The organism is Anabaena azotica SJ-1 (genome assembly GCF_047275885.1).
Classification (GTDB): Bacteria; Cyanobacteriota; Cyanobacteriia; order Cyanobacteriales; family Nostocaceae; genus Trichormus_B; species Trichormus_B azotica_A.
In genome coordinates, this window is the sequence record NZ_CP178454.1 from 908665 (window position 1) to 927173 (window position 18509).

General features: G+C 36.8%; 20 protein-coding genes. 11 read left to right on the forward strand and 9 right to left on the reverse strand.

Translation table 11 applies throughout. From position 1 onward, the window contains the following. Window positions 1-93 precede the first annotated feature (93 nt). Window positions 94-444, forward strand: coding sequence for a DUF1257 domain-containing protein (locus ACLLO5_RS03775; protein WP_048868763.1), 351 nt, complete (start codon window positions 94-96; stop codon window positions 442-444). 113 nt (window positions 445-557) lie between these two features. Here the strand turns inward: ACLLO5_RS03775 and ACLLO5_RS03780 are convergent, their stop codons facing one another. After that, on the reverse strand, window positions 558-965 hold the full coding sequence (locus ACLLO5_RS03780; protein ID WP_413174150.1) for a type II toxin-antitoxin system VapC family toxin: 408 nt from the start codon (window positions 963-965) through the stop codon (window positions 558-560). Next, window positions 956-1156, reverse strand: a complete 201-nt coding sequence (locus tag ACLLO5_RS03785; RefSeq protein WP_015215969.1) for a hypothetical protein — start codon at window positions 1154-1156, stop codon at window positions 956-958. Before ACLLO5_RS03785 ends, ACLLO5_RS03780 begins: the two co-directional genes overlap by 10 nt. A 623-nt stretch (window positions 1157-1779) precedes the next feature. Between ACLLO5_RS03785 and ACLLO5_RS03790 the strand changes: the two genes are divergently transcribed. Genes ACLLO5_RS03790 through ACLLO5_RS03800 form a run of 3 tightly spaced genes read left to right on the forward strand, consistent with a single transcriptional unit; the run spans window position 1780 to window position 3725 of the window. Beyond that, window positions 1780-2382: a protein kinase domain-containing protein gene (locus ACLLO5_RS03790; RefSeq protein ID WP_413174151.1), complete on the forward strand. Its 603-nt coding sequence runs from the start codon at window positions 1780-1782 to the stop codon at window positions 2380-2382. A 24-nt stretch (window positions 2383-2406) separates the two neighbouring features. Continuing rightward, window positions 2407-3321 carry a hypothetical protein gene (locus ACLLO5_RS03795; protein WP_413174152.1) on the forward strand — a complete coding sequence of 305 codons (915 nt, stop codon included), beginning with the start codon at window positions 2407-2409 and terminating at the stop codon, window positions 3319-3321. Window positions 3322-3380: 59 nt separating this feature from the next. Continuing rightward, window positions 3381-3725: a hypothetical protein gene (locus tag ACLLO5_RS03800; RefSeq protein WP_413174153.1), complete on the forward strand. Its 345-nt coding sequence runs from the start codon at window positions 3381-3383 to the stop codon at window positions 3723-3725. A gap of 17 nt (window positions 3726-3742) precedes the next feature. Here the strand turns inward: ACLLO5_RS03800 and ACLLO5_RS03805 are convergent, their stop codons facing one another. Beyond that, a complete protein-coding gene (locus tag ACLLO5_RS03805) occupies window positions 3743-4252 on the reverse strand; it encodes a hypothetical protein (protein WP_413174154.1) in 510 nt (169 codons plus the stop codon). Between the two features lie 132 nt (window positions 4253-4384). Here ACLLO5_RS03805 and ACLLO5_RS03810 point away from each other — a divergent pair, with 132 nt between their 5' ends. Beyond that, a complete protein-coding gene (locus ACLLO5_RS03810) occupies window positions 4385-5299 on the forward strand; it encodes a protein rep (RefSeq protein ID WP_413174155.1) in 915 nt (304 codons plus the stop codon). A 570-nt stretch (window positions 5300-5869) separates the two neighbouring features. Here ACLLO5_RS03810 and ACLLO5_RS03815 read toward each other — a convergent pair. Beyond that, the gene (locus ACLLO5_RS03815) at window positions 5870-6502 is read right to left on the reverse strand and encodes a retropepsin-like domain-containing protein (RefSeq protein ID WP_413174156.1); all 633 of its coding nucleotides are present in this window, start codon (window positions 6500-6502) and stop codon (window positions 5870-5872) included. A 190-nt stretch (window positions 6503-6692) separates the two neighbouring features. Here ACLLO5_RS03815 and ACLLO5_RS03820 point away from each other — a divergent pair, with 190 nt between their 5' ends. From ACLLO5_RS03820 to ACLLO5_RS03835, 4 genes are all read left to right on the forward strand, one after another. Beyond that, complete coding sequence (locus ACLLO5_RS03820) at window positions 6693-7349, forward strand: DUF488 family protein (RefSeq protein WP_413174157.1); 657 nt, start codon at window positions 6693-6695, stop codon at window positions 7347-7349. Beyond that, entirely contained in the window at window positions 7342-7791 is a 450-nt protein-coding gene (locus tag ACLLO5_RS03825; RefSeq protein WP_413174159.1) for a DUF488 family protein, read from the forward strand. Before ACLLO5_RS03820 ends, ACLLO5_RS03825 begins: the two co-directional genes overlap by 8 nt. A 123-nt stretch (window positions 7792-7914) precedes the next feature. Continuing rightward, window positions 7915-8664: a dual OB domain-containing protein gene (locus ACLLO5_RS03830; protein ID WP_413174160.1), complete on the forward strand. Its 750-nt coding sequence runs from the start codon at window positions 7915-7917 to the stop codon at window positions 8662-8664. Between the two features lie 202 nt (window positions 8665-8866). Next, window positions 8867-9232, forward strand: a complete 366-nt coding sequence (locus tag ACLLO5_RS03835) for a 2TM domain-containing protein (protein WP_413174161.1) — start codon at window positions 8867-8869, stop codon at window positions 9230-9232. Window positions 9233-9365: 133 nt separating this feature from the next. Here ACLLO5_RS03835 and ACLLO5_RS03840 read toward each other — a convergent pair whose 3' ends face one another. Then, the gene (locus tag ACLLO5_RS03840; protein ID WP_413174162.1) at window positions 9366-10295 is read right to left on the reverse strand and encodes an energy-coupling factor transporter transmembrane component T family protein; all 930 of its coding nucleotides are present in this window, start codon (window positions 10293-10295) and stop codon (window positions 9366-9368) included. Window positions 10296-10354: 59 nt separating this feature from the next. Next, entirely contained in the window at window positions 10355-11719 is a 1365-nt protein-coding gene (der, locus tag ACLLO5_RS03845; protein WP_413174163.1) for a ribosome biogenesis GTPase Der, read from the reverse strand. A gap of 215 nt (window positions 11720-11934) precedes the next feature. Here der and ACLLO5_RS03850 point away from each other — a divergent pair, with 215 nt between their 5' ends. Beyond that, a complete protein-coding gene (locus tag ACLLO5_RS03850) occupies window positions 11935-13818 on the forward strand; it encodes a hypothetical protein (RefSeq protein ID WP_413174164.1) in 1884 nt (627 codons plus the stop codon). Window positions 13819-13957: 139 nt separating this feature from the next. Here the strand turns inward: ACLLO5_RS03850 and ACLLO5_RS03855 are convergent, their stop codons facing one another. From ACLLO5_RS03855 to ACLLO5_RS03865, 3 genes are all read right to left on the reverse strand, one after another. Then, the gene (locus tag ACLLO5_RS03855) at window positions 13958-14521 is read right to left on the reverse strand and encodes a Uma2 family endonuclease (RefSeq protein WP_413174165.1); all 564 of its coding nucleotides are present in this window, start codon (window positions 14519-14521) and stop codon (window positions 13958-13960) included. Window positions 14522-14690: 169 nt separating this feature from the next. Further along, the gene (locus ACLLO5_RS03860) at window positions 14691-15644 is read right to left on the reverse strand and encodes a heme o synthase (protein WP_413174166.1); all 954 of its coding nucleotides are present in this window, start codon (window positions 15642-15644) and stop codon (window positions 14691-14693) included. Window positions 15645-15805: 161 nt separating this feature from the next. Then, the gene (locus ACLLO5_RS03865) at window positions 15806-16741 is read right to left on the reverse strand and encodes a COX15/CtaA family protein (RefSeq protein ID WP_413174167.1); all 936 of its coding nucleotides are present in this window, start codon (window positions 16739-16741) and stop codon (window positions 15806-15808) included. A gap of 533 nt (window positions 16742-17274) precedes the next feature. Between ACLLO5_RS03865 and ACLLO5_RS03870 the strand changes: the two genes are divergently transcribed. Then, window positions 17275-18387: a cytochrome c oxidase subunit II gene (locus ACLLO5_RS03870; protein ID WP_413174168.1), complete on the forward strand. Its 1113-nt coding sequence runs from the start codon at window positions 17275-17277 to the stop codon at window positions 18385-18387. Window positions 18388-18509 lie beyond the last annotated feature (122 nt).

Below are 18509 nucleotides of genomic sequence, written 5' to 3' on the forward strand. Positions count from 1 at the left end.
ACGAAAAACAGCCGCTTCCCAATTAATGCGGCTTCGCTGAAAAAGAAACCGTTGTCGTTTTTCTCAACAATCTTCTCATTGGAGGAAACCCAAATGTCTCACTTTAGCACTCTGCGTACCAAAATCACCGATGCCGAAATCCTCAAATCTTCTTTGCGCGACTTGGGTATCAGCGTAAAGACTGAAGCTGATGTTCGTGGTTATAACGGTCAGCGTGTACGTTCCGACATCGTTGCTGTATTGGAAGGCGAGTACGATTTAGGTTGGTCTCGCAATAGCGATGGTTCTTTTGACTTAATCGCTGACCTGTGGGGCGTTGCTAAGAAGCACAACCAAACCGAGTTGATCAACTCCATTAACCAAAAATACGCCGTTAACAAGACTTTGGCTGAAGTAAAACAGCGCGGCTTGCAAAACGCTAACGTTAAGTTGGTATTGCAATAAGAATTTCTCTGCGCGTTCCCAAAGCTGAACGGGTTAACCAAGCATTAGCGGTTAGCCCGCTTTTTTTTGTCTGTAGCGAAGCGTGGCGTAAGCCATATCAGGATTTGCAGGATTTAAGGATGTACAGGATTAGGAATTACTTCAATCAATCCTGTATGAAATGCTTGATCATAAGAGATAACTGGCATTTTTTCAATTTCGGCTTGAGCCATAATCATACGATCAAAAGGATCTCGATGATCTATAGGTAAAGTACCTGCTCTAATAGCATGATTTGAATTAATATTTAGTTCCATAAATTGTGATTGAGTTAAGAGTTGTGGATAGATTGGTAATATGTCTTTTGCTTCAGGTAGTTTACCAATACGGTATTTAGTGGCTATTTCCCAAGGGGATACGCTACTGACAAAAATACGATGATCAGAATTTTTAATTATTTCTCGGCATGATCTATCAAGTTTAGGATCATTAAAAAACCACCATAATAAAATATGGGTATCAATCAGATAATTTATTCCCATTGTTGCAATTCTTCTTCAGGTAGAGGATCAAAAAAGGTGTCGCTGAGTTTTCCTGTTAGTATTCCTGGTGTTCTAGGTTGAGGTTTTGTTTGATTTAATCCTACGCGGAAATAGTGGATTAAGTCATAAATTTCTGCTAGTTTTTCTTCTGGAATTTGTTCTAATTCTTGGATAATTTTATGGATAATCATAATTTAATTATTAGGATGATTTCTGCTTTTTAGTATAGCAGGATTTTTATTGTTAAGTTTGTTGTGATGCTGCAAATGAGATGATTGTCTGATAGCGTAGCGTAGCCATATCAGAATGTTCAGAATGTTCAGGATTTAAGGATTTATGGCTAACGCCACGCTACGCGAACAGGATTTAGAAAAGTTGTAATTTGAGCAGGTTTGAAAACGATGTTATTAAAATCATCCTGGTTGATGTAAATATACTTAAGGAATACTGGTTTAGATGGGTTAGGTTTAGTATAATGTTTACTCAGGCTATTTATATTGATGCTGTGTAAAAAATATGCTGGTTTATGAATATTGATTTAGATGCGATCGCTCTTTTTTTCACAATTTCTTTTAACAATATTTTGAGCAACATTTCCCCGATAGAAAGAGGAAAACCCTGTTATGCTAATTTTGACAAGTTTAGTCTAAAAATGAGTGTAAATAAATAAAATAGTATATCCCGTTGCATAAAAAAAATATTGTGAGTTAATATACTAATACCATATTTATAAATTTTATTACCTTCTTGCATTCGTAATTCCTGTATTCGATATGAATAACAGTCACTTATTGATGGGGCGGATTTTTGCGTAATGTCCTATTGTATCAATCCCCACTGTCCCAAACCTGCTGACCCTGCAAATGCAAATAATCGTATTTGTCGTAACTGTGGGTCACAAATACTGCTGCAAAATCGTTATCGGGTACTTAAACAACTAGGTCAAGGTGGTTTTGGGAACACCTTTGAAATTGACGACGGTGGGAAAACCAAAGTTTTAAAAGTGCTGACGGAGAATAACCCCAAAGCGGTGGAACTGTTTCAACAAGAAGCTAAGGTTTTGAGTCAGTTAAATAGTGCAGGTATTCCCAAAGTCGAAGCAGATGGTTATTTTACGGTTTTACCTAAAAATAGCTCTGTACCATTGCACTGTTTAGTAATGGAGAAAATTGAAGGGGTAAATTTAGAGCAATGGATGGAAGTTCGCAATTATCAACCTATTTCTGAAAATCAAGCTCTTAATTGGTTGAAACAAATAGTAGAAATTTTGGCTTTAGTACACGCTAAAAAATATTTTCATCGTGATATTAAACCTCAGAATATCATGCTGCGACCTAGTGGGCAACTGGTTTTAATTGATTTTGGTGCAGTGCGACAAATCACGACCACAATTTTAACGGGAATAATCTTGAAATAGAAAATCTATTCAAAAATTAGGACTATGGGATTTATCGAAGCAATTTTTGGTGCTGGATCTACTGTTATGAGAGTAATCAACACCGCTCATCAACTAGCAAGAAATTATATTGCTAGACTTGTTGATGAAGCTTTAAGAGAGAGAGTTGTGGACAACCAGCCTTCATCAAATCCAACTTCTGTTACTGTCAATGTTTATAATGTTCAAAATGAGATCAAAAACATTGACCTTGAGCAAACAGAGATTGAGAAAAAGCGGGCGCGTGATGGTTCTCTCAATTTAAGTGATATAGAGAAATTAGAAGAACTCCAAAAGCAACGTGAAGATAAGTTTGAGCAGTGGCAAAAAGCTAAAACTCAGGAAGTTATCACTGAACAGGCAAAAAATCCTGATGCCTATGAAACATCATTTTTGAATAATGATAATGTTCACATACTTCAGTTTCAGATGGGGCAAGTTGTCTTAGAAAAGCGATGTGTATGCGGTAGACCAATGATGTTACAGCATAGAGATCGTAGAGATGGTAGTATATTTTTATTGAATGATTTTTTTTGGTCTTGTGTTGGTTATTATAGTAGTCAATGTAGAAGTACACAAAAATTTCAAACACAAGATATTGGTTTACTCCACAAAGCCAATATACTTGAACTTCAGCTATCAAATACCGAACTTGGTCAAAGTTTTACTCGTCCACTAATTCAAAAGACAGTTGTTAGGCTTAGACAACATTTAGGAGAAGAAGATAGAGATATACTTTGTCCAACACACCATGTACCTATGATTTTGAGAGAAAAAGATAAATCTAATCACTCAAATGTAGTTTTAGATATGTTTCATCTAAGATGTCCACATTTTCAATGTCAGCAAACAGTGAAGTTAAAATCACTTGCACAAATTGCAGCATTTTTGCATCGTAAGGAAGAACGCGGAATATTTTAACCCAAAATTAATAAATAGTAGTTAATATGTAAATATACAGGGTTCATAGGAATAAAAACATGATAGATGTATATTTACCACTACCATTAACCCCAGTAGACAAAAACCAAGATCCCCACGTTTTATTTAGACTTGGTACAATCCCTGATATGATTGAGTCTGGTCAGAAATTTAGGTTAAGAGACACCATACTTCAAAACCTGCTTTTTCATGTTATGATAACTGGTTATTATAAAGATAAGGTTTTAGTAAAACCAGAAGAAACAAGGAAAATTACTGAAAAAGCCTTAGATTTATTTTTCCGACATAATAATCCACAAGATTATAGAGAAATTTCTATTGAAGAATATTGGTCGCTATATCCCGAAGAATACAAGCTACTTAATTCAGAAGGCTGTATCTAGTTTGTAGACATACTAATTTAATAACCACAGTCTGCTGGATTTATAATGAATTTAGTTATAAATCTACTATCATTACCGAAATAACAAAAGGCAAATGATACGCCTTTTTGCATAGCAAGTTTTGTCTCTGGAGTGCTACAGAGGGAATTTTGCACATCTGGCGACAGAGCATAAGCAAATTTTGTTCCATCTAATTGAAAAGATGAATAGTTGATCAATTCATAGTTATAAACTAATCTATCACCCTCTACGCCAACGTTATTCAGTATGGTTTCTTGATCTAGTTGTATAGGGGTAAACTTATTTATCTCACTAGCTGCTTTCCATAAAGCCTGTTGCTTTGATAGTTTGTTTTGGTTACTAAATGACTCAGCAATAGCTTCACTACCAGTTTTTACCACAGATTCACCTACAGCACTAGCTACACCTGCCATTACAACTTTTGTTACCTGACCTGCAAGTTTACCAGATCCTTTGCAGCTACATAGTAGCACTACAATGAGAATCGAACAAAACAACTTTTTCATGCTGTTTAATTCCTTGTTTTTAATAAAACATAATAAATTTAATTATAATTACTGGTGGTTGATTTAGCAAAAAAATTGGCTTTTCATACCGTTAATTAAGTATAAATATATAAATTATTGCTACGGGTATTTATGGGGAAAATAATCAATTTAGATAGTCTTTCTGAAGTTGATCCTACAGGTAAAACCTGGGAAAAACACCGAATTAATGCTGATAAAGTTGCTGAATATTACGCCAAAGCTGATGATGAAACTTTTAATGATTATGCTTGGCGGTTGAAAAGCTGTTCTGAGTGGCTAGAGTTTCGCTTAGTTCCAGAAGAATCAGCAGACACTCTCAAATTAAAATTAACTAATGCGCGATTTTGTCGAGTGCGTCACTGTCCGGTTTGTCAGTGGCGACGTTCTATGATGTGGAAAGCAAAAGCTTATCAAATTCTCCCCCAAGTTGTTACAGATTATCCTAAATACCGTTGGTTGTTTATCACTCTCACAGTCAGAAATTGCCAAATTGAAGAACTCAGAGAAACCTTGGATGAAATAAACAAAGGTTTTAAACGTTTGTCAGAGTTGAAAGCATGGCCAGCTAAAGGTTGGGTAAAGTCTGTAGAAGTCACCAAAGGTAAAGATGGAATATCAGCACACCCACATATACACCTTTTAGCGATGGTAAAGCCTTCATATTTCAGTCATGGCTATCTTTCTCAAGCTAAATGGGTATCATTATGGCAGCAGTGTTTAAGGGTTAATTATCAGCCGATAATTGATGTGAGAGCGATCGCAAAACACCATGATCCAAAGGTGTTAATTCCTGAAATTCTCAAATATCAGGTAAAAGAGTCTGATTTATTGGATAATAGGGAATGGTTTCTAGAGTTAACCCGTCAACTACACAAAACTAGAGCGATCGCAGTTGGGGGAGTTCTCAGACATTATATGCGAGAATTAGAGGATAAAAATCAAGACCTCATTGGTGAAAGTGAAGAGATAGATGAGGTAACAGGTGATAGTTTGTTTTTCAGATGGGATAAAAGATTACAAAAGTAAAAATTATAGTGATAACTAAGAGAGAAGTAAAGCCCTAAAAAGCAGTCACTAAAAGGAGTATAGCAAATCAGGAATGTAAATAAGTAAGCAGAAGCTAGATATCATTGGAAGGCTGATTAAAATCATAGCTGACTAAATTAACACCTATTTGAACAACCTGCATAGATATATAATAATCCTGCCTATCAAGGATAAGTAAAGTAGAAAGACCAGAGATGATTAAAGTAAAACCAAAGGAAGTAGTAAGTTTTTTAAGCATAGTTAATAAATGAATTTGTAACAAGAGGAGTAAGTAAAGAAAGGATACAAAGATTAAGTGTAGTAGCAACGCCTCCTTAAGTTCAAAAAAACAAATAGCTTCTATATAAAAAAACAAATAGCTTCTATATAAAAAAACAAATAGCTTCTATATAAAAAAACAAATAGCTTCTATATTGAATAAAGATTAGCTAATTACAACTCATCTCTTACTGCATCTTTTATAGCAATAAATTAACTATTCTCATGTATGATGATGGCATAAACATCCTGTAAATCCTTAAATCCTGGATATCCTGATTCTGACAATGATTATGAATGCAAATTTTCACGCCATGTAAAAATAATTTTCTCCTCAGCTTGTCTAAATTCAATATTAAACTTATCAAATACAACTTCTCGACCTAATAATAATTGTTCTCCACCCGTGTTAGTTTGTAACCATGCTACAGGAGCAATAACATTATGTCCATCAATCGTCATTTCTACATTACGTAAAACATACTCAACTCTGCCACCTATAGTTTCTGCCAACAAAGTTGATTCTGCATCAGCTAAAGCATAGCCTAAATCTTGACCTACTTTCAAAGAAATTAAGCTCAATTCAGCACCAGAATCTACTAACATTGTTGTAGAAAATTCTATATTTCCGTGCTTTAAATTAACACTATAATTTGGTTGCCAATCATGGCGAGCGATGCTGCGAAAGCGAATTGGTAAAATTTCTATAGAAGCAGTACGACGGGGAACTAAATAAATTAAAAAATTCTGTTTTGCGGCTTTAGCTAATTCTAAAACTTCTTGTAAGTTCTCGCTATGTGCAATTATCCCATTAGCATTATAAGCAACATATTGATTTTTATATAAATCTAATAACATTTGGCGGTTGCGGTTTAACCACTTAAGTATTTCATCAGTTTCGCTTTTAGAAGGTGTTGTGTTCATATTCCTTACTGAATTATGAATAAAACAATATTTATCTTAAAATTTTCCCTTAGTGTAACAAATATTGTCAGGGCATAATAAAACTTAATGTTCGACAGGGTAAGCAATAGGGAAAACTAACAAAGAGTATAGGTTGCATATTGATATTATAACGGTTAAAATACCTATAAATTATTTCATATAGTAAATTATGAAAACATTCACTATTGGACATTCAAATCATACAATTGAATCCTTTATCGAACTGTTACAAAAATACGAAGTAACAGCTTTAGCTGATGTCCGTTCTCATCCCTATAGTAGTAGATTTCCTCAATTTAACCAATCAGCATTAAAAGCAGCACTCAAAACCGTAAATATTGCTTATGTTCCCCTTGGTGATAATTTAGGTGCGCGTCCTCTTGATAGAAGCTGCTATGTAGATGGAATGGCTAGATATGATTTAATAGCAGCAACAGAAGTTTTCAAGATTGGGATACATCGTTTAATTAAAGGTTCAGAAAAACATCAAATTAGCTTAATGTGTGCAGAACAAGATCCTATCGTTTGTCATCGCGCAATTTTGATTTGTCCATATTTGAAAAGTGCTGGTTTAGAAATTAAACATATTCTTAAAAATGGTGATTTAGAAACAAATGAAAATTTAGAAAATAGAGTTTTAAAACAACACAATTTATATAAAATGTTGCCTGAAAATCAAAGTAATATTAAACAGCTTTCTCTTTTTGATATGCAACTTACACAAACTATAGAAAAACAACTTTCCCGTGCAGAGTTAGTAGAAAAAGCATATCAATTACAAGCTGAAAAAGTCGCTTATACTGAAAATAAGGATGAAGATGAATAAAGAAATTGATTTATTTACTATTGGTTTTACCCAAAAAAAAGCAGAACAGTTTTTTGAAATTTTAATAAAATCAGGTGTGAAACGAGTTATTGATACTCGATTAAATAATGTTTCCCAACTTGCGGGTTTTGCAAAAAAGCAAGATTTAGAATATTTCCTCGCAAAGATTGGGGGAATTGAATATATGCATATTCTTGATTTAGCACCAACTCAAGATATTCTGGATGCTTATAAAAAAAAGCAAATAACCTGGGATAGCTATGAAGAAAAATTCAATCATCTGATTTCACAACGTCAAATTGAAAAGAAATTATCTATAGATTTAATAGATAAAAGCTGTTTGTTGTGTAGTGAATTAAAACCCCATAATTGTCATCGTCGGTTAGTTGCGGAATATTTACAATCTAAATTAGATAAAAGTATCAAAATTCATCATATTTGAGTATATTTACAGGTTTATATCCCTGATTTCTTTGTTTCAGCAGTCAGTAATTTTACTGTTCACATATAAATTTGTCTTGTTCTACTATTACTTAGGTAATTAGGGTGCTAATGAGACTGAAGAATGCTGAGTTTTGATATTATCTGTCTTGCGAAATCTACTAAACATGGTGGAATTTGTATTGCTGGGATAAAAACTGATGGTTCTGGGTGGTTGCGGCCAATTTCTAATAAAAGAGATGGTACTTTATATCCAGAACATTACACTACTAAATATGGTAGAGAACCACAGTTATTTGATATTATTAGGATTCCTTTAATTAGACATGAACCAAAATGTCATCATCCAGAAAATTGGCTAATTCATTATAGTTATAAATGGCAGATTTTAGGACAAGCTAGTTTAGAACAAGCGCAAGGTTTAATTAAACCAGAAATTCAAAAAAATTCTTCTGAACCTAAATTATTAGGTAATTTTGATAAATTCATTCGTTATGAAGATTTAGAAATAACACCTCTTAAATCTTCATTAGCTATGATTAATCCAGAATTATTAGAATGGGAAATTAGATATAATTCTAAAAATAAAAAAACTTGTAGATGTCGTTTTTGTTTATGTGGTAATTTTTATGATTTACCCATTACTGATCCCGTTTGGATAAATAAAGTAAATTATTTGGAAGAGGGAATATATTCCTGTGAAGAGGTAATAGAAAAACTCAAGTTAGAGAATTTTGAACCGGATAAATTTAGATTAACTATTAGTTTAAGTGAACCTTTTCAACCTTCATTACAAACTGAGAAAGAGTTGTGTTATAAATTAGTTGCATCTGTTATTAATGTGACTGATATTACTAAACGTTTAGGATGGTAAATATTGACAAATATTTTAATAATTATATTTTAATAATTAGGTGATTTAAATCTATTCATGAATTTGTGTTTTTAAATACTGTAAGCAATTATTTTTCAGATATAAAATGTGTTTCTCAAGGTAAATCTATTTTTAAATATTGTGTATCTATCGCTGCAAAAGTAAATCTGAGAAATATTTTTTACCATTTTAGGTATTGATAATGACTTACAATTCAGAGGAAATGCAACAAATTCTCGAAGTGGCTTTTAGACGTAAGCAACAGGGAGAATATACGCGGGAACAAATTATAGAAATAGCATCAGAATTAGGTGTTTCTTCAGAATCGCTAAAAGCTGCGGAACAGGAATGGTTAAAAAAACAAGTAGATGTGAAAAAAGATCAGATGTCTAATAGTCAAAAACGCCAAGAATTTAAGTCTCATCTGATTACTTTTATTGCGGTGAATGGGTTTTTGATTTTGTTGAATCTGTTCACAAGTCCTGGATACTTTTGGGCTATTTTTCCTCTATTGGGTTGGGGATTAGGTTTGTTTTTACATTGGATGAAGGCTTATAAAATCCAATAAGATTAGCCGCAGGGATGTATATTTTTCGGTGCATATAGCCCTGCGGGTATGGTTTCCCTAAAAGCGTTTCTATAACGCACCGCACAATTTAAGGTTTAATTAGATGCAGTGGGAAAAATTTTTCAGATAGACTTTAAGAAACTTCTGTTCCCAAAGCTATTCTTAAACTCCAAAATACAATTAAAATTAAAATTGCTACCCAATCACCTGTTCCTAATTTTAACTCTTGCCATTTAACTCGATGTTCATTAGGACTAGTAAAACCCCTTACCATCATTGCGTTTGCCATTTGTTCGGCACGTAAAAGCAGATTTTCTAATAATCTCTCAATCACTATTAACCAAACCTTAGCACCTCCTTTTAATCCTAGTTTTTTCCAATTAATTGCCCTAGTCATAACAGAACGAATTAGGTTTTGGATTTCTTCTAAAACTAAAGGAATAAACCGCAAAGATAAAGTTAAAGTTAGGGTGATTTCTGTAACTGGTATTTTAAATCTTCGTAGCGGTTGCATTAAGCTTTCCATTCCAGAAGTAATTTCTTCTGGTGCAGTTGTCAATAGATATAAATTTGTGCTGTAAATTAAAGTAAATACTATTGTACTCAGACTGATTGCTAAATCTAAGGAACGACGATTTACTTTGACTGGACCTTTATTAAATAGCACATATTTATATTCTTGATTGCTATTTGCTGTTTGAGAATTGCTTTGAGTATTCTTAGGTGTTGGTGGTTGAGTGAATACTTCTGTATTTGCTGGTAGGCGTTGTTGATAACTTATACCTAATCCATCTGGACTGATAGCACCGATCGCCAATACCATAAATGATAGCACTAACAACCAGCCCATTTGTTGCCGCCATACTCTCAGTGGAATTCTGGCAAATAGGGTAAAAATAATTAACAAGACCACCAGTAATATGCGCCAATAGTTGTTAGCAACAACATAGCTGGTGAGAAAACTTAACAACCAAATTAACTTGACTCGCGGGTCTAATTTATGTAGCCAAGTTTGTGGTTGTTCTAAGTATAATCCTAATGGGAGCGATCGCAGTAAATCCATTTGTAGTTAGTGTCAGTTGTCAACTATAAAATAACTGATAGACAACTGAACAGTGACTACTATTTTACGCGAGTTGCTCGGTTGACACTACCGAGTTCCATTTCTCGCACTTTCTTACTCCGCCAAAATAAACGAATTGGAGTCCCATCAAATCCTAATTGCTTGCGGAACTGTCTTTCAATGTAACGGCGATAATTATCATTAAAGCGTTGTGCATCGTTGACAAATAAAGCGAAAGTTGGTGGTTGGGTACTTACTTGCGTACCATAATATATCTTACCTTGACGACCGCCCCTTGATGTTGGTGGAGAATGCCAGCTAACAGCGTCTGTGAGGACTTCGTTAACTACGGATGTGGTGACACGACGTTTGTGTGCTTCAGCAGCCTTATTGACCAATTCTAAAATCTTTTCTACCCGTTGTCCTGTCACCGCACTGACAAAAATTATATCTGCCCATTCGGTAAAATGTAGACGTGCTTCGAGACTCTTTTCGTAGTCATAGATGGTGTAGGAGTCTTTCTCAACCGCATCCCACTTATTAACCACGATGATGCAAGCGCGACCTTCTTCTAAAATTCGACCTGCTAATTTTTGGTCTTGTTCAGTCGCTCCATCTTCAGCATCTAACACTAATAAAACCACATCAGCGCGGCGAATGGCTTTAAAAGCACGGTTAATACTAAAGAATTCCGTACCGTATTCGATGTGTTTCTTTTTGCGAATACCAGCGGTGTCAATTAAGCGGTAGGTTTGCCCATTTCGTTCAATTTCCGTATCAATTGTATCACGGGTTGTCCCAGAAATAGGGCTAACGATCGCTCTTTCTTCCCCAACAAAAGCATTTAATAAGCTGGATTTGCCCACATTTGGACGACCGATAATTGCGACTTTAATCACATTATCTTCAGGTACATCCTTCACATCGGGGACGTGGGTAATTAATTCATCCAGAATTTCCCCTGTACCGCTACCATGAATTGCGGAAATCGGGTAAGGTTCACCTAAACCCAGTTCCCAAAATTCACTAGCTTGAATTAAACCTTGATCTGGTGATTCACATTTGTTGACAGCCAATAAAATCGGTACAGGCTGTTGACGTAACCAATCAGCGATTTCTTGATCCGCTGGCATTGGACCAGTCTGTCCATCGACTACAAAAATAGCAGCACAGGCTTCTGAAAGCGCCATTAATGCCTGTTGACGAATCAAAGGGAGAAATTCGGTGTCATCGTTAAATACCAAACCGCCGGTATCAACTACCACAAATTCGCGGTTTCCCCAAAATGCAGGTCGGTAGGTGCGATCGCGTGTCACACCCGGTTCATCATGGACTATCGCCGTTTGATCGCCGGCGAGACGATTAACTAAAGTGGATTTGCCCACATTGGGGCGACCAATAATTGCAACAATTGGCAGTGCCATAAACCAGAGTTCTTTGTGCTGAGTGTGTAGATGTGCTGAGTTTTATCTCTACGTTCTTCACCCAGCACGGTTTTTAGAGAACTATTTATCATAACATATTTTGATACTATATAGAATTTATTTCTGTCTTTTGTGAGTATTGCCTACCATAATCAATTTTTGACAAGAACAATCATATATAAATATACTAAGTTAATACTATATTTAATAGTTACATGAGTAAACGTAAATGGCTAGAAACTAGCGAGTATATATGCTTAGGGTTATCAGTATTGGGAACGATAGCAGCCGCAGTAACTCAGCAGGTGGTTTATGCAGCTATTCCCCTAAGTTTAAGTATGGCATTAAATTTAGCCAATCGTCCCCGGTTTAATTATTCCTCATCGCCACAACAAATTGAACAATTACAGACAAATTGCCAAAATATCAAAGACAATTTTTACCAAATACAGGAAACTATAGATACATCTAATCAGCGGTTGCAACAAATTGAGTCTTGGAGACAACAGTTAAGCCAAATCATAGACCAGAGAATTGAAATATCACTACAAAAAATCAGTACAGAGATTAACCAATTTAATCAACAATTTCAAGGAATTAATAACCGTTTAACTGAATTAGATAATTCTTTGCAAAATTTGAATCAAACAATTCAGCAACACGGGGAAGAATTAAACAATGTGCAAGGATTAAAATCTGAATTCTCACAATTTGATCAAAAAATCGAAGTTATTAATTCTCGATTTGAGCAAATTGAAATCTCTTTCAAAGATTGGAACGAAACCAGTCAGCAACAATTAGCAGAATTACGCCAAAATCAAGAAAATAAAAATCTGGAATTTGCCCAAATTAGCCAACAAATTGAAGTCTTTAACTCTCGATTTACACAAATTGAAACCTCACTACAGCAATTTAATCAAACTCTGAAGGAAAATTCTCAGGAAATAGAGAAAGTTAAACAAAATCAAGATGCTGAAAATTCCAAATTTAATAACCTCTTTGATTCTATCAACCAATTATTGCAAGCACTGGATGTTTTGACAGAATTAGATACTTCGTTTAATGCTTTATTAAAACCGTTAGAAACAGAAAATCAGTCAAATTTTCAGATATCCCCAAATTATCAAGAAAATTTGGAATTTAATCAAGCACTTCCTACCACATCTTTATCAGATGACAACCTAGAAAAATTAGTATTTGTAGGTACTTTAAAAAGTCACCAAGATAAAGTTTTGTCAGTTGCTTTTAGCCCTAACGGACAGATATTAGCTAGTGGAAGTGACGACAAAACCATCAAAATTTGGGATTTAGCAACTCAGCAACATCGGACTTTTAAAGGACATGGAGAATCTTCTTGGTCTGGAGGTATTAATTCAGTAGCATTTAGTCCCGATGGTAAAATATTAGCGAGTGGAAGTGATGATAAAACTATAAAATTGTGGAATATAGAAACAGGAAAAGAAATAATCACTTTCACAGGACATGAAGAAAAAGTTTACTCTGTAGTATTTAGTCCATTTGGAAAAGTTATAGCTAGTGGAAGTAAAGATAAAACCGTCAAACTGTGGTCATTAGAAACAGAAAAAGAAATTTACTCTTTTAAAGCTCACACAGATGATGTTTTATGTGTAGCATTTAGTCCTGACGGTAAGATATTAGCTAGTAGTGGAGGTGGAAATGATAGAACCATCAAAATTTTACAACTAGCTGAAAACACACTGCGGAGTATAACAGTAAGTTCTGATTGGTTTACTGGCGGTATTAATGCTTTAGCTTTCAGTCCAGATGGTAAAATTTTAGCCAGTGGGAATCAAGATAAAACCATTAAACTGTGGAACGTAGAAACAGCAGAAGAAATTAGTATTTTTACCGGACATTCCGATCATGTTTGTGCTGTTGCATTTAGTCCCAATGGTAAAATATTAGCTAGTGCAAGTAAAGACAAAACTGTAAAACTATGGTTTATAGATAGTGGTGCAGAAATTTCCAGCGTGAAATGTGCTGACGATACAGTTTATTCAGTAGCCTTTAGCCCAGATGGTAAAATTTTAGCTGCTGGAAGTGGAGATAAAGCAATTACATTATTTCCTTGTAAATGAAGCGTTAATTTTATTTATTAATGATGATAATTTGTGAACAAATCCGCTTCTTAATCTTGTAAATTCCTAAATACTGGAAATACTGATATGGCTTGCGCCATGCTATCAGACAATTTTTCTTAACTACTAATTTTCATTATTAAATCAATTCCGCCTCTATAAACAACTGTCTCACCGTCAACTCAAACCCAGGCAGAAAACTATCAACAATTAACATATCACCAGTATAGACTTGACTTTCCTTAGTAGAGAAAAACACCCTAATACTCATCCCTTCCGGTTCAATCACCCAAACCCGTGAAACACCTGCTGCAAAATAATCCCTTGCTTTATCTTCAAATTCCTTCATAGTTTGGTCAGGAGAAATAATTTCAATCACCAACTCTGGAGGAACAGGACAAGCTTCATTAAACAGCCAACTTTTGGGTAAACGTTGATAGGAAATGTAACATAAATCCGGTACTGGACACCAATCTTTACCCTTACGTCTTAAGATAATTGCCCATTCTGCAACAGTCCTACCTTTGCCTTTAGACCATATACTAAGGAGGATTAATAGAGTTTTTTGTAAAGCCGAGTGAAAATATTTGGGTGACACCTTCGGTACTGCATAACCATCAACAAACTCATAGTTTACATCTTCCGTTGACAGTGATAGGAATTCAGTTAAAGAGAGTTGTTTATTTGTGGTTGTCTTGACCATAATCATCTCCCACAATTAGCTACTAACTATATTTTAAATATTGTATTGCCTTTGTCAGAAAAAATTACCCCTCCCAACCATCACAAATAAAACGCTGCGAACCTCCGCGTTCCTCTGCGTTAAAAAAAGCGATCGCACCCCAAAACCGAGAATGCGATCGCCCTTCACATTAAACCAAATGCAAATAACCAACCACAGCCGTTACCAGACTGTGAGTAAAAGGCAGACTATCAACCACCATCCCCAGACACAACAGCATCATGTAGGAGATGGAATAAAGAAACAACTCCCTAGCCACAGTTCGATCCTCTGGATTTTGCAACAAACGCCAAGCTTTGTGAATAAAAAATCCACCCAAACTCAAAGCGATAGTTACATAAACAACCCCACTAGCGTGTAAAGGATAGAACAGCAGCACAGTTGCAATTACCGTAATTACCGTATAGTACCAAATCTGGCGTACCGTTGCCTGATCTCCAGCTACCACAGGTAACATCGGTATCCCCACCTTGGCATAATCATCACGAATCATCAAAGCCAAAGCCCAGAAATGGGGAGGAGTCCACAAAAAGACGATCGCAAAAATCAACCAAGCAGCCCAACTTAAAGTATCAGTAACCGCTGCCCAACCCACCAAAGCGGGTATTGCTCCAGCAGCACCACCAATGACAATATTTTGAGTGCTATGGCGTTTTAGCCAATGTGTATAGACTAAAACATAAAAAACGATACCAGAAAATGCTAGAACTGCTGCCAGTAAATTGGCGAAAACCGTCAGTAGAGTAAAAGAAGCAACAGCCAGTGCGATCGCAAAAATCAAAGCATCACGAGGCTGAACCCTACCGGAAGGCATAGGACGATGGCGCGTCCGTTCCATATCATAATCTATATCCCGGTCATAGATACAGTTAATCGTTTGGGCGCTGGCAGCAGCCAAAGTACCACCAATTAAAGTCACAATCAACAACCAGGGATCAACCTGCCCCTTAGCAGCTATCCACATACTCCCCGCAGTTGTAATCAACAGCAAAGGAATAATTCGGGGTTTGGTTAGCTGGTAGTAACTTTGAATGACTTGTAGAAGTGTATCGTGGTGGCGACGAGAGACATTAGTCTCAATCATGTTGGCTCTCTCTCTTTCCTTAATTTGTCAATAATTCAGGGAACAGGTGACAGGTGACAGGTGACAGGTGACAGGTGACAGGTAAGAGGGAATAGATGATCAATACATTATTCTCCTCTGCCCCTCTGCACCCCTGCACCATCACACCCCACACCCTCTTCTTACCCATTCGCAATTTTGATTTCTCGGTTAGCAAACCAGTCCCGTACTGCTAAAACTGTGAACACAACCAAAGTACCCAACAAAGTCGCACCAATGGCTTGATGAGAAACAGTAAGAGGTTCGACTTGTAAATGTAGCCGGAAGGTGGCAACGCCTAAAGCTAGTTGTAAAATTAACAACCCACCTGACAGATTGGCCAATTTTCGCAAAGTTGGGTGTAGTGCTGGTGTGCGCCAGGAAATTAATACAACTGCTAACGTTGCCACCGTCGGCGGCACTAAACCAAAAATATGGCTGTACATCACTCCACAGAGTTGATCCCCAATAAAACATTGGTGTAGCGCCCAGCGAGAACCTACCACAGCACCTAATAGACTTTGTAAGTAAACGAAAACAGAGGCAGCTAAACCCACCCAAGGCAGCTTACCAACCGTTCCAGTTCCCTGATAGGGGCTAAGTGCTGTACCGATGACCAGGAGGGTAGTGAAAAATAATAGCGCCGTTCCCAAATGGGCGGTAACAATATCAAACCGCAGCAATTCGGTAACAGTAAGCCCTCCCAAAACACCTTGGAAAACGATTAAGAACAGGGCAAATGCAGAAGCCCAAGGCAGCCAGTTGGGTAAAACACGACGATGCCACCAGGATAAACCCAAAAGAGCGATCGCGCTAAAACCAATCAAAGCTGCATCCAATCTATGAAACCACTCCAAGAACACCTGGAGATTCATTTGTTTAGCTGGCACCAACTCTCCATAGCACAAAGGCCAGTCTGGGCAAGCAAGCCCAGCATTCATCACGCGGGTGGCACTGCCTATGGCCATCAAAATCAAGGTGGCTATGCAAATCTTCCACACCAAGCGACGAATTACTTCCTTGGGGCTATTGTGTTGGGTTGCCGCTTCATTTTGTTGTTGTAGGACAAATTCGTTCATCAACGATACCTTCTGCCCGCTTGAGGTAGATATTCTTAAAATTTACTATTTGATCAATTGTTGCAGTGGACAAGGTTCAGGGCATGATGAAAAGCTAAAAGTTTGTGATGAGAAGGTTTTTAATGTTGCCTTCTGCCTCCTGCCTTCTGCCTTCTGCCTCCTGCCTCCTGCCTTCTGCCTCCTATCTCCACCCTAACCGATGAGCTAAGGTTTAAAAATTGGCTTTCCCTTATACTTTGAATCACCCCAGCTACTTTTAGCTGTAAGATTTAGGTATTTTTTAAGATGTGAATAATTAAATGTTGGCAATTATTTAGATTTTCCTAAAAAATTTCTAAAATTTTCCTTAAGTTTTGGAGTTAATTATCATTTATTCTTGACAACATCAATATGAATACCTTTACTCAAGATTAGTAACCTAGTCAAAAAAATTAATAAAAATTTCAGATATTCATAATCTATATCCCCTAGCCTGCACTACCTTAGTAAGTGAGTTAGTTTGAAATAACGTAATCAATTCCATTAAGTAAGCCGTGAAAATTCCAAGTTCGATCTGGACGTTACTCATTGGCATCGTCCTCACCCTAGCCAGCCTTTGGTACGGTCAAAATCACGGTCTGTTACCGACGGCCGCATCAGATGAAGCCGTATTGATAGATAATCTATTTAATGCGATGATGACCGTTTCCATAGGTATATTTTTAATAGTTGAAGGTGTTTTAATCTACTCCATCTTCAAATATCGTCGGCGTGCAGGTGACAACGAAGACGGTCCACCAATTGAAGGTAATGTACCTCTAGAAATCCTCTGGACAGCGATCCCAGCAATTATTGTCATCGGCATTTCTGTATACAGTTTTGATGTATACAACGAAATCGGCGGCTTCAATCCCCATGCAGCCCACGAAGCACCGATCATGCAAGAATCAATGTCCATGCCAGGAACTGCCATAGCTGCTACCTTAAGTGATACACCAGGCAGCACAGAACCAAATCTGAACCAAGAAAAATCAGACCAGGCTATGCAAGACCCAGCTACCGCAGCCGTCCGCAATCCTGACATTCCCCAAATGCAGAATGCACCCGGTGTTGGTAGTGTTGCCCCCACCCTGGGCGCAAGTCGAGAAAAAGAGGGACAAGCACCGCAATTAGTTATTAACGTCTCTGCACTCCAGTACGCTTGGATTTTCACCTATCCAGATACAGGTGTCACCACAGGTGAACTCCACGTACCAGTTGGGCGTGAAGTACAAATGAACATGACAGCTAACGATGTCATCCATGCCTTTTGGGTTCCAGAATTTCGCCTAAAACAAGATGTGATCCCCGGTAGACAAACAGAAGTTCGCATCACACCTAGAAAAGAGGGCAACTATACCTTAATTTGTGCGGAACTGTGTGGCCCTTACCACGGTGCAATGCAAACCCAAGTGGTGGTAGAGTCCCAAACAGCATTTGATAGTTGGATGCAAGAACAGCTAGTTGCTAGTAAAGATACCCTAAATCAATCTGTGGCCATGAATCCAGCAGATATGTCAGCAGACGAATTTCTCGCCCCTTACACCAAAGACATGGGTATTCATCCAGAAATGCTGCATTTACATAGGAGTACAGGAGTTGCAGAAGTTGGAGGAGTTACAGAATAATTCCCTTGTCCTCTGCCTTGAAAATAGATAACAAGTGACAGGGAATAGAGTATAGGAAAATTCTGTTTCCTGACTCCTGACTCCTGACTCCTGACTCCTGACTCCTGACTCCTGACTCCTGA

What these genes read in the sequence shown, in the direction of transcription:
- ACLLO5_RS03775 (WP_048868763.1), top strand. Translation starts at nt 94, where the DNA reads ATGTCTCACTTTAGCACTCTGCGTACCAAAATCACCGATGCCGAAATC.
- ACLLO5_RS03780 (WP_413174150.1), bottom strand. Translation starts at nt 965, where the DNA reads ATGGGAATAAATTATCTGATTGATACCCATATTTTATTATGGTGGTTT.
- ACLLO5_RS03785 (WP_015215969.1), bottom strand. Translation starts at nt 1,156, where the DNA reads ATGATTATCCATAAAATTATCCAAGAATTAGAACAAATTCCAGAAGAA.
- ACLLO5_RS03790 (WP_413174151.1), top strand. Translation starts at nt 1,780, where the DNA reads ATGTCCTATTGTATCAATCCCCACTGTCCCAAACCTGCTGACCCTGCA.
- ACLLO5_RS03795 (WP_413174152.1), top strand. Translation starts at nt 2,407, where the DNA reads ATGGGATTTATCGAAGCAATTTTTGGTGCTGGATCTACTGTTATGAGA.
- ACLLO5_RS03800 (WP_413174153.1), top strand. Translation starts at nt 3,381, where the DNA reads ATGATAGATGTATATTTACCACTACCATTAACCCCAGTAGACAAAAAC.
- ACLLO5_RS03805 (WP_413174154.1), bottom strand. Translation starts at nt 4,252, where the DNA reads ATGAAAAAGTTGTTTTGTTCGATTCTCATTGTAGTGCTACTATGTAGC.
- ACLLO5_RS03810 (WP_413174155.1), top strand. Translation starts at nt 4,385, where the DNA reads ATGGGGAAAATAATCAATTTAGATAGTCTTTCTGAAGTTGATCCTACA.
- ACLLO5_RS03815 (WP_413174156.1), bottom strand. Translation starts at nt 6,502, where the DNA reads ATGAACACAACACCTTCTAAAAGCGAAACTGATGAAATACTTAAGTGG.
- ACLLO5_RS03820 (WP_413174157.1), top strand. Translation starts at nt 6,693, where the DNA reads ATGAAAACATTCACTATTGGACATTCAAATCATACAATTGAATCCTTT.
- ACLLO5_RS03825 (WP_413174159.1), top strand. Translation starts at nt 7,342, where the DNA reads ATGAATAAAGAAATTGATTTATTTACTATTGGTTTTACCCAAAAAAAA.
- ACLLO5_RS03830 (WP_413174160.1), top strand. Translation starts at nt 7,915, where the DNA reads ATGCTGAGTTTTGATATTATCTGTCTTGCGAAATCTACTAAACATGGT.
- ACLLO5_RS03835 (WP_413174161.1), top strand. Translation starts at nt 8,867, where the DNA reads ATGACTTACAATTCAGAGGAAATGCAACAAATTCTCGAAGTGGCTTTT.
- ACLLO5_RS03840 (WP_413174162.1), bottom strand. Translation starts at nt 10,295, where the DNA reads ATGGATTTACTGCGATCGCTCCCATTAGGATTATACTTAGAACAACCA.
- der (WP_413174163.1), bottom strand. Translation starts at nt 11,719, where the DNA reads ATGGCACTGCCAATTGTTGCAATTATTGGTCGCCCCAATGTGGGCAAA.
- ACLLO5_RS03850 (WP_413174164.1), top strand. Translation starts at nt 11,935, where the DNA reads ATGAGTAAACGTAAATGGCTAGAAACTAGCGAGTATATATGCTTAGGG.
- ACLLO5_RS03855 (WP_413174165.1), bottom strand. Translation starts at nt 14,521, where the DNA reads ATGGTCAAGACAACCACAAATAAACAACTCTCTTTAACTGAATTCCTA.
- ACLLO5_RS03860 (WP_413174166.1), bottom strand. Translation starts at nt 15,644, where the DNA reads ATGATTGAGACTAATGTCTCTCGTCGCCACCACGATACACTTCTACAA.
- ACLLO5_RS03865 (WP_413174167.1), bottom strand. Translation starts at nt 16,741, where the DNA reads ATGAACGAATTTGTCCTACAACAACAAAATGAAGCGGCAACCCAACAC.